At 66.9% G+C, this 9210-nt stretch carries 11 protein-coding genes and 1 pseudogene; 7 read left to right on the top strand and 5 right to left on the bottom strand.

Annotated elements, in window-relative coordinates:
* The first annotated feature begins 335 nt into the window (after nt 1-335).
* Nucleotides 336-671 (top strand): transposase, encoded by a 336-nt coding sequence (locus FCI23_RS52130; RefSeq protein WP_246144874.1) that lies wholly within the window; start codon nt 336-338, stop codon nt 669-671.
* Between the two features lie 213 nt (nt 672-884).
* On the opposite strand, the gene FCI23_RS52125 is transcribed toward FCI23_RS52130, so the two are convergent.
* Together FCI23_RS52125 and FCI23_RS52120 are read right to left on the bottom strand one after the other, a co-directional pair.
* On the bottom strand, nt 885-1439 hold the full coding sequence (locus tag FCI23_RS52125; RefSeq protein ID WP_136730951.1) for a YbhB/YbcL family Raf kinase inhibitor-like protein: 555 nt from the start codon (nt 1437-1439) through the stop codon (nt 885-887).
* Between the two features lie 183 nt (nt 1440-1622).
* Nucleotides 1623-2453 carry a maleate cis-trans isomerase family protein gene (locus tag FCI23_RS52120; protein ID WP_322974056.1) on the bottom strand — a complete coding sequence of 277 codons (831 nt, stop codon included), beginning with the start codon at nt 2451-2453 and terminating at the stop codon, nt 1623-1625.
* Nucleotides 2454-2600: 147 nt separating this feature from the next.
* Here FCI23_RS52120 and FCI23_RS52115 point away from each other — a divergent pair, with 147 nt between their 5' ends.
* The gene (locus FCI23_RS52115; RefSeq protein ID WP_169317421.1) at nt 2601-3419 is read left to right on the top strand and encodes an IclR family transcriptional regulator; all 819 of its coding nucleotides are present in this window, start codon (nt 2601-2603) and stop codon (nt 3417-3419) included.
* A gap of 355 nt (nt 3420-3774) precedes the next feature.
* On the opposite strand, the gene FCI23_RS61905 is transcribed toward FCI23_RS52115, so the two are convergent.
* Nucleotides 3775-4287: an integrase core domain-containing protein gene (locus FCI23_RS61905; RefSeq protein WP_246144873.1), complete on the bottom strand. Its 513-nt coding sequence runs from the start codon at nt 4285-4287 to the stop codon at nt 3775-3777.
* A 380-nt stretch (nt 4288-4667) separates the two neighbouring features.
* On the opposite strand from FCI23_RS61905, the gene FCI23_RS52105 reads away from it, so the two are divergent.
* Both FCI23_RS52105 and FCI23_RS52100 read left to right on the top strand, forming a co-directional pair.
* Nucleotides 4668-5693, top strand: a complete 1026-nt coding sequence (locus tag FCI23_RS52105) for a hypothetical protein (protein ID WP_136730948.1) — start codon at nt 4668-4670, stop codon at nt 5691-5693.
* 190 nt (nt 5694-5883) lie between these two features.
* Complete coding sequence (locus tag FCI23_RS52100) at nt 5884-6168, top strand: hypothetical protein (protein ID WP_136730947.1); 285 nt, start codon at nt 5884-5886, stop codon at nt 6166-6168.
* A gap of 324 nt (nt 6169-6492) precedes the next feature.
* Here the strand turns inward: FCI23_RS52100 and FCI23_RS52095 are convergent, their stop codons facing one another.
* Nucleotides 6493-7320, bottom strand: a complete 828-nt coding sequence (locus FCI23_RS52095; protein WP_136730946.1) for an SDR family NAD(P)-dependent oxidoreductase — start codon at nt 7318-7320, stop codon at nt 6493-6495.
* Between the two features lie 91 nt (nt 7321-7411).
* On the opposite strand from FCI23_RS52095, the gene FCI23_RS52090 reads away from it, so the two are divergent.
* Together FCI23_RS52090 and FCI23_RS64445 are read left to right on the top strand one after the other, a co-directional pair.
* Entirely contained in the window at nt 7412-8014 is a 603-nt protein-coding gene (locus tag FCI23_RS52090) for a TetR/AcrR family transcriptional regulator (RefSeq protein WP_136730945.1), read from the top strand.
* Between the two features lie 248 nt (nt 8015-8262).
* Nucleotides 8263-8457: pseudogene (locus FCI23_RS64445) on the top strand (hypothetical protein); the annotation flags it as partial.
* A 283-nt stretch (nt 8458-8740) separates the two neighbouring features.
* Here FCI23_RS64445 and FCI23_RS62850 read toward each other — a convergent pair.
* Nucleotides 8741-8863, bottom strand: coding sequence for a hypothetical protein (locus tag FCI23_RS62850; RefSeq protein ID WP_265737853.1), 123 nt, complete (start codon nt 8861-8863; stop codon nt 8741-8743).
* Between the two features lie 17 nt (nt 8864-8880).
* On the opposite strand from FCI23_RS62850, the gene FCI23_RS52080 reads away from it, so the two are divergent.
* Nucleotides 8881-9210 (top strand): lyase family protein (locus FCI23_RS52080; protein WP_407646161.1); only part of this gene is annotated, 330 nt, incomplete at its 3' end.

Here is a 9210-nt window from a genome sequence, read left to right as displayed (position 1 = left end):
CGCCCACCACCGCACCTGGCCCCAGCCCGCCGCCCCGCCGGCCGAGGCGGTCACCATCACCCCCGCGTCCAAGAGCGCCCCGGCCAAGCGAAAACCCAAGGTCACCGCTTAAAACAGCGGCATTGCCGCTAGGCCCGTCTTCCGCACATGAGATGGAGTGAACGCGTCAGGTGTGTCAGTGAGAAGCCGTTATCAAAGCGATCTTGCAGCTTGAGGTACGGACGGGAGTTCGAGCTCTGCTCTCCTTGGGATGATCGCCCGCTGGCCGGCGCATGCAGGAAGGGCCTCCTGCGCAGCTCGGAGATGTCGAGTCACCAAGCACCCAGGAGGCCCACGTGTCCCAGTCTTCCGTGTCCAGAGTGCCGGCGCCCAACTCCGGTGCGTCGTCGTGCGATTGCCTCGCGCACCGGCGCGGGAACGCCGCCGACAAACCGGACCGCAAGCGCCACTACCCCACCTGCCTGACCGACACCCAGTGGGCCGTGGTCCGCGACGCCCTGCCGATGCCGCGCTGGCTGGAAGGACGAGGTGGCCGTCCGGATTCCTACTTCCACCGCGCGATGCTCGACGCCGTGTTCTACCTGGTCCACGGCGGTATCAAGTGGCGCTCGATGCCTTGCGACTTCCTCTGCTGCCGCTTCTTCCGCCGCTACCTGGCCCAGGGCTGCTGAGTGACCTGCACGACCGGCTGCGCCGGATAGCGAGGGTGTCAGTCCTGCCGCCCACCCGGCGACATCATCGTCCTGCGCCTCACGTCGGCCACGCTTGACGTTCTGGAGGCGCCGTCCTGGCCGGTACGCCCTCCAGCCAGGGCAGTCGGGCGAGTCAAGGGGCCCACTCGGCCGCACTCAGTCGAGGTGCGGCCGAGCAGGCCTTGCTCCCGCTCACCCCAGGTCGTCGCCGTCCGTCGGAGCCGCGTACTCGGCGACGACTTGGGCCCGCGCCAGCGTGTGGAACCGCAGGTTGAACCCGATGAACGCGGGGGAGGCCTCGGAGTCCGGACCGAGCTTCTCCTGATCCACCGCGTAGACGGTGAAGACATACCGGTGCGCGGGGTCGCCGGCCGGCGGCGCCGCCCCGCCGAAGTCCTTCGTCCCATAGTCGTTACGCACCTGCACAACACCTTCGGGCAGACCCTCGAAGCTGCCGGTGCCCGCCGCCGTCGGCAGCTCGGTCACCGCATTCGGAATGTCGAAGACCGTCCAATGCCAGAACCCGCTTCCTGTCGGCGCGTCCGGGTCGTAGCACGACACAGCAAAGCTCTTGGTCTCGGCGGGGAATCCCTCCCACCGCAGGTGCGGTGACGTGTTTCCAGCCGCGTAGACCTGGCCGTCCTTGAGCACTCCACCCGGCTCGAAGTCCTCGCTCACGACGGTGAACGACGGGACCAGCGGGTGAAATTCGTGCGGCAGCGGCGCCCTCTTGTGCTGTTCGGTCACGATAAAGCCTCCTTGTTTTGAGAGCAAGATCATAATTTACTCTGGAATAAATTTATTTGCCCCTTGGGTTTACGGCACGGAGCCTCCCAACCTTCTGGCTCGGTTTGTTGTGTTTCCTAGCCGGTCACGCCTGCTCCTCTCCCTCGGCCACAGGGCACAGGCCCGATGCGCGACATAGCGGGTTCAGGACGCGGGCCCGAGGGTGCCCACAAGGAGCCGACCCGCACCCGTGATGGCGGGCCGGTGGCCGAGGGCCTTGAGGATCTCGTACGTCGTGGCGGTGGCTGCCGTGATCACCGGGAGGCCGAGTTCGTCCTCCACCTGCTGCACGGCAGCGAGGGAGGGCATCTGCACGCAGGCCGACAGGACGATCGCCCGCGCTCCCTCGCGGCGCAGCCCGCAGGCGATCTCGGGGAGACCCGCAGGGTCGAGTCGGCCGACCGCCAGGTTGTCGTCGACCTCCAGGCTGACGGCGTCGAGCACGTCGATCCCCTCGGCCGCGATGTACTCGCGCACCACCTGTGTGAGGGGACGCATATAGGGAGTGACCATGGCTACCCTGCTCGCCTTAATGTCGTGCAGAGTCCGCACCAGCGCACCGGCACTGCTCGTCACGGGCGCGGCATGGCCACTGCTCGCGGCGGCACCGGCGATCACCCGTTCGGCTGCCCGGTGCTCCCCTGGCCCTTGGGCCATGACGGCCACCAGGCAGGCGTAGGCGATGACGTCCACATCGGCGTCGGCAACGGCCGCGGCACAGTCGGCGGCCTTGCCGACCATGGCGTCCAGTTCCGCCGCCTTACTGACCGTCCTCATGCCCGCGCGGGCGGAGTGAAACGTATAGGAGTGCCCCGTCGCAGCGCTCTGGCGCCGGAACAGTTCCGGCAACTCGGTCTCCATAGTGGTGTTCGAACTCGGCACAATCAGCCCGACTCGGCTGCTACCGGCATGGACTACCGGGGAGCTCTCGCGGGTGGAGAGGTTGCTGGTCACGATTGTCCGTATCTCTCTCATGTCCGGGTCACAGCGATGAGCAACCCGATTGCCTCACATCGCGAGGTACCAACCCAGGATGTGAGTCGATATACTGCTTGTCAAGGCGGCTGTACCTACGGGCCCGATCACCGAGCGAGCCATCCGGACGACGCGGAGAGAATCAGATTGGCAACGGACCGAGGCACGGGCACCCCCCCGCTGCTGGTACTCGAGAAGATCAGGAAGATCCTGGACTGCTTCTCGGTGGCCTACCCCGAACCCACCCTGCGAGAGATCACCCAGCGCAGCGGGCTGCACACCAGCACGTGCCAGAGACTGGTGCACAACCTCGTCCGCGAGGGCTTCCTCGACCGCAATGCCGACCGCTACCGGATCGGACTTTCGCTCGTCCAATGGGCGGCACCGGGCACACTCGGGCTCGACGTCGTCCAGCTGATCAAGCCGATCCTGCAGAAGCTGTGCGACGAGACCGGCGAGACCGCATGCCTGTACATGCGCGACGGGGCATTCCGCACCGTCATCGCGGTCGCGCAAACCCGTCACATCGTGATGCAGCTGTTCAGAGTCGGCATGGTGATGCCCCTGCACGCCGGGGCACCAGGAAAAATCTTCTTGGCCTACGACTCCGCAGCACGTGCGGAACTCATCCGCGAGGGACTGCCGCGACACACTGAGCACACCCCGCTCGACATCGATGTCCTGGATGAACAGGCGGAACAGGCCAGAAAGCAGGGCTACTCGGCCACCTTCGAAGAGCGATACGAAGGGGTGGGATCCATCAGCGCCCCCGTGTTCGACCACGCCGGCGAACTTGCGACCGTACTCGGCATCGGCGCGCCGACACAGCGGGTGACCGCCAACGACGTCGGCCGCCTCGCCCCCCTCGTCGTCGCGGCCGCCAACGAGGCCAGCACGGCTCTCGGGTACCGCCCCAGCAAGGTCCTCGACTCCCCCACGCAGCACCGTCAAACCAGTAGGTCGTGACCATCACCGGCAGAACGACGCGACACGAGGGGCTTGCACGACGGAGTCAGTGGCGCCGGAGCCTTGCCTCGCAAGGCTCCGGCGCAGGCCTGCTCAGGAGCCGACCAACTCGGTGACCGCGCCGTCAGCCGGCCCGGTGCTGGAAGGTGCGGCGATAGGCCGTGGGCGTGATGCGGAGAGGTAGGCAGTACAGCTTCTCAGCCGGACCCGGTCCACACATCAGCGCAGAAGCACCGCCCCGGCACGCCCGACCAGCCCCTTATCGCCGACCCGCGTGCACCCGGCGGCCCCTGTGGGGCTCCAAAAGTCCCGCATGGGTGCTGACCTGCGTGTTTGCCAGCTCTTGTGATGTTCATCAGGCAGTGTTGCGGTACTCGTGGATGAGTCCGCCGAGGACGTCGTGGCGTTGGATCCGCTGGGCGGGGAAGGGGATGACGTCGGGGTCGTCGGCAGGGGCGCGAAGTTGCAGGGCTCGGTGAGGTCGACCGGAGTTGTAGTGCTGGGCGTACTCGGCGAGGACGTGCCGTAGGTGCTGTTCGTTGTAGATGAGCAGCCGGTCGGTGCATTCGGCTCGGGCGGTGCGTATGAACCTTTCGATGTGGGCGTTCATCCTTGGGGCCTGCGGCGCGCTCTTGAGAAGCTTGATGCCGTCGGTGGTGAAGACGGCGTCGAATGCTTGGGTGTATCGGCTGTCGCGGTCGCGCAGCAGGTAGCGGAAGCCGGTGGCGCGGTCGCCGAGGTCGGACAGTAGGTTTCGCGCGAGCTGGGTGGCCCAGGCCGCGGTCGGGTGGGCGGTGACGCCGAGGATGTGCACGGTGCGGGTGCCGACCTCCATGACCGCGAACACGTACAGCCGCTTCAAGACCACGGTGTCGACGTGGAAGAAGTCCGCGGCCAGTAACCCGGAGGCCTGGACGCGCAGGAATTCGCGCCTGTGGGGCTCAAAAACACGAATCGTCGTCTGGCTTTGAGGTCCTTCGCCGTGGGGAACCGGGAGTCCAGGTCTCTGATCAGACGGTCTTCCGGGAGACCTCGGTCGGCGCCGACTGGGTCGACGACGGCAACGACATCGCCATCCAGGCCGTCTATCCCGGCAGTCAGGTCGGCCTCGACAGTGACCCGGCGCTGCAGCAGACCGCCCGCAACACCGTCGACCAACTGGCCCGCTGGCACAACGACAACGCGCCGGCCACGTTCTACGCGGCCGCCGCCCGCGTCGGATACAACCCGGCCACCATCCTGAGCAACATGCACGACGAGGCCGTCGGCAACAGTTACAACAACCGCGGCATACACCACAATGGCAGCGGCATCGAGAACCTCAACGTCATCACCTCCGGCCTGGACGAGATGCTGCTCCAGTCGTTCCAAAACGACCTCAAGGTCTTCGCCGACTGGCCCGCCAACTCCAACGCCAAGTTCGGTGATCTGCTCGCCTCCGGGGACTTCCTCATTTCCAGCAGTATGGCGAACAACTCCGTCCAGTACGTGCGCGCGGTCAGCCAGAAGGGTGGCAACCTCACCTTCAGCAACCCCTGGCCCGCAAAAAGCGTCCAGGTTTACCGCAACGGCTCGGACGCGGGTACCCTCTCCGGAACGAAGATCACCCTCGGCACCTCCTCGGGCGAGACCATCAGCCTCGCGTCGGCCGGCACCTCGTACGCCACCCAGACGCAGCTCGGGCAGCCGGCCTCCGGCGGCGGTAGCGGGAGCACCAGCAGCTTCACCTCCGGATCCGAGGCCGGCGACCGTACGCCCACCTGGACCGACACCGCCGGCGGCGGGAACAACGGCGTCACGAGCATCAACTCCGACTCCGCAGGACCACAGACGGGTCCGCGCACCGGTGAGACCTCCCACACCGACAGCAGCGCGCTGATGTACTCCGGGTCCTCGACCGGCAGCAGCGCACACGCCTACCTGAAGGTGTACGACCTCAGTGGCGCGCCCTTGAACATCGGCACGGCCAAGACACTGAGCTCCACCACCCCCTGGGTGCCGGCCGGTTCCACCGAGAGCGAATGCGTGGCCGTCGACCTGATATTCACCGACAACAGCACGTTGCGAGACTCCGGCGCCGTCGAACAGAACAGCAACCAGGCCCATCTCGCCCACCAGTGCGGCCACTTGGCACTGGACACCTGGAACCATGTCACCGTCAACCTCGCCACCAACAACAGCAACAAGCAGATCGCCCGCATCCTCGTCGGCTACGACCACCCCAGCGGATCCGACAGCTACCGCGGCTACGTGGACGACCTCGCGATCAGCTGACCATCACCTGACGCACCGTCGGATCGACTGCCGCCGCTGTCCTTTCCGCAGCGGGGGCTCTCCCCGGAAGGCATGATGCCGGTGCCCGTCGCCTACGACGTCGAGGCGGTCCTGCGGCACCGCGCTGCGCGCCAACGTCCACAGGCCGCCGGCCGAATCCGCAGCCAGGCCCGCAGTCCTGGTTTTCGTCATGGGTGTCAATGAGTGGCACCGTCTTGACCACTGGCCCCCCAAGGAAATCGCCTGGTACCTGCGCCGTGACGGCGCCCTCTCCCTTGAGCCCCCGCCGACCGACGAGCCTGCCGACATCTTCCGCCACGCCCCGGCGGACCCGGTACCGGCTCACGGCGGCGCCGACACTGCCGGCAGGCGGCGACGACCGATTCACCATCAACCACGCCCGCCGTACGACACCGCCATCGCGTTCCTTGACCACCCGCACACCGGCCTCCCCGAGCCTTCGGTGTCCAGATAAGGAGATATACGGCATATTTGAGCTGGACGTGAACACCCCCCTCAGCTTCGGCCTGGCTGACGCCGCGGCGCCGGTACCCGGCCTGCGCCGCCCGCAAGGCGAGGACGTCCCGGCTACAAGGTGAGCACGGGCGGTGGCACGCGCCCGCGTTCACTGGCCGGGCAAGACCGGGATCAGCTCGCGGGCAGCAGTCGTGGTCAGCGGGCCGATGACCGAGCGGGAGTAGCGCTGGTAGAGGAAGTGGTGCCGAAGACGACTCATCCGTCCGCAAAGACGCCTCTGTAGGCCTGTTATGAGTCCGCCAGACGCTCTCGACGCCTGTCATTACGCCATTCCGGCCAGTTCGGCGCTGCGGTCCCACAGCCGTCGAGCGAGGTCAGCGTCGTTGGCCTGCGGGTTGTTCTTCGTCGCGGGCTTCTTGTTCTCGTAGTACGCACCGGACTGCCAGTCGGCGCCGGGTGTCCCTTCCGCGAGCCACACCAGTTGGCGTGCGCCCTTGTCGGGGCTCTGGAGGAAGAGCTTTCCGATCGGGTTGCCGTAGACGAACCTCATGAAGCTGGTGGTGTCGGAGGCGAAACTGGTGGCGATGGCTCCGGGATGGAAGGCGGCTGCGGACAGGCCCCGGCCGTGGAACCGGGCGTGGAGCTCCTTCGTGAACAGGATGTTCGCGAGCTTGGTGTCACCGTAGGCCTTGTGCGGCGTGTACTTGTTGTCGTTGTTCAGGTCGTCGATGTCGATCCCCCCGAACAGGCGCGCACCGTTGCTTGAGGTCTGGATCACTGAAGCCCTGCTGCTGAGCAGCTTGTCCATGAGCAGGTTGGTCAGCAGGAACGGTGCCAGGTGGTTGACCTGGAGGGTTTTCTCGAAGCCGTCGATCGTCCTGTTTTGGTCTCCGAAGACGCCCCCCGCGTTGTTCACGAGCACGTCGATGCGTGGGTAGGCCGCGTCGAGGTCGGCTGCGAGATTGCGTACGGCCTCGAAGCTGGTGAAGTCGGCGAGGAAGTGATCGCCGCCCAGTTCACCCGCGACCGCTTGAGTTTTCTCTGCTGAGCGGCCGACGATCACAACGGCGTGTCCGGCCTTGTGTAGTTGCCGGGCGCCGGCCGCACCGATCCCATCGCTGGCGCCTGTCACGACGATGACCTTGGACATGTGTGCCCTCCTGACTGCGGAACGTGCCAACGCCAGCAGCCTACGCCATGAATGACAGTCACTGCCAACTGCGGCGGTGTATGCTCATTCCATGAGAGCCGAAGGGAAGCCGTTGCCAGCCCTGCGCGAGCGGACACGGCTGGCCGTCCAGAGGGACATCAGCGAGGTGGCCATGCGTTTGTTCCTCGAAAACGGCTTCGCCGAAGTCACCGTCGACCAGATCGCCGCAGAGGCGGGTACCTCCCCGCGCAGCTTCTTCCGCTACTTCGCGACGAAAGAGGATGCCGTCCTCGGGCACCTGGCACAGGCGGGCCTGTACCTGAAGGCCGCCCTTGAGGACAGGCCCGCCACCGAGGCCCCTTGGGACGCACTCCGCGCCGCCTTCGACACCCTGCTGGCAGACTTCAGCGACTCCCCGCAGTCCCTGCGCAGAACCTCGCGCATGCTCCTCGCAACCCCCTCCCTCCGGGCCCGGCATCTGGAAAAGCAACTCCACTGGCAAGAACTCCTGGTCCCGGACATCGCCAGACGCCTCGGAGCCCCCGCCGACGGAACCGAGGATGTGCGAGCACACGCCCTCGTCGCCTCCGCCCTCGCCTGCCTCGACGCGGCCAGCACCGCCTGGGCACGCACCGACGACGACACTCCCATCGAGACACTCCTCGATGCGGCCATCGGCACAGTCCGCCGCTGACCGGCGTGTCCGCTCGCCTCCACCACGCCGTCGCCCTGGCCGGACACCACTGAACGCGCCGCCCGCCGTGGGTGTTCATGATCGGTTGCGTAGAGAACAACCATGATCACGGACGCCTGCGGGCTCACTGCGTCCAGGGCACCGGAACCCCAAGACCGTCGCTCAACGTCACAACCGGGCCAGCGATCCGCCACGTTGCCCGCCTAAATTCGAAGACCCGAAATGGACGGCACAGCGACAGAACTCACCCGTATATAGGACTGTCGGAAGAGGCACTGCGCGGCCGACGCCTCGCCCTCCTGCAAACCGCGCTCCTGGAACACGCCGCCGCCCACAACCTCCACACCATCATGACCTTCCACCACCGCGTCGAAGAAGCCGCCGCATTCGCCGCCAAGCTCCCGGAGACAGCCGCCGACCTGTACGCAGACAAGGTGCCGGACCGGGCGGCGTGGCTGGTGTGTGCGCACCTCACCGCAAACCGAAGCAGTCAGCTCCCGCTTTGCGTGCAGTAGATGATCTATCACCATGTATGCCCGCCGGCTTGGCTGGTCAGGTGGTGTCGCGGCGCCAACCCACGGATGGGCGACGCATGGGTTCTCACCGCGGTGTTGGACGTCAGGTGCGTGGCTGCAAGTACTCGAAGGCGGAGCCGTCCGGGTGACGGGCCAGGATCCTGGTGCCGTTGGGCACGGCCCCGGAATGTTCCGGGATTGTCCGGTTTGATCACGTGATGCCGTGGAGCTTGAGGATGGTGGCAGGAGTGGTGTGGGCACGTCTGGCGCTGGCGGTGTTGGCCCAGCCGACGGCCCGCAGCGTGCCACGGACGATGTCGCCCAGGGTGGCCATGACGGCGGGGGTGTTGCGTGGCCGCCCGTGCGCTGCGGCTGATCCGGGCCGACCTCGGTCGGACCGCCGCGGCGCTCGCGGGGCTGGCCGCGGAACACCGCGACACTCCGATGGCCGGCCGCACCCTGGCCCTGCACGCGGTTCCGACCACCTTCGGGCTGAAGGCGGCCGGCTGGCGGTCGCTGGTGGTGGCCGCCGACGCCCGGCTGGCGGCGCTGCTCGACGGCGGGCTGCCGGTGTCACTCGGGGGCGCGGCCGGCACGCTGTCCGGCTACCTGGCCTTCGCCGAGGCGGACGGCACCGCGACCGACCCGGCGGCCTACGCCGGCGAACTCGCCGACGCCTTC

The sequence above is a fragment of the Actinacidiphila oryziradicis genome (genome assembly GCF_005047355.1).
In the GTDB taxonomy this organism is placed as follows: domain Bacteria; phylum Actinomycetota; class Actinomycetes; order Streptomycetales; family Streptomycetaceae; genus Actinacidiphila; species Actinacidiphila oryziradicis.
The sequence above is the reverse complement of the archived record's forward strand: the minus strand, read 5'-3'. Positions and strand labels throughout refer to the sequence as shown.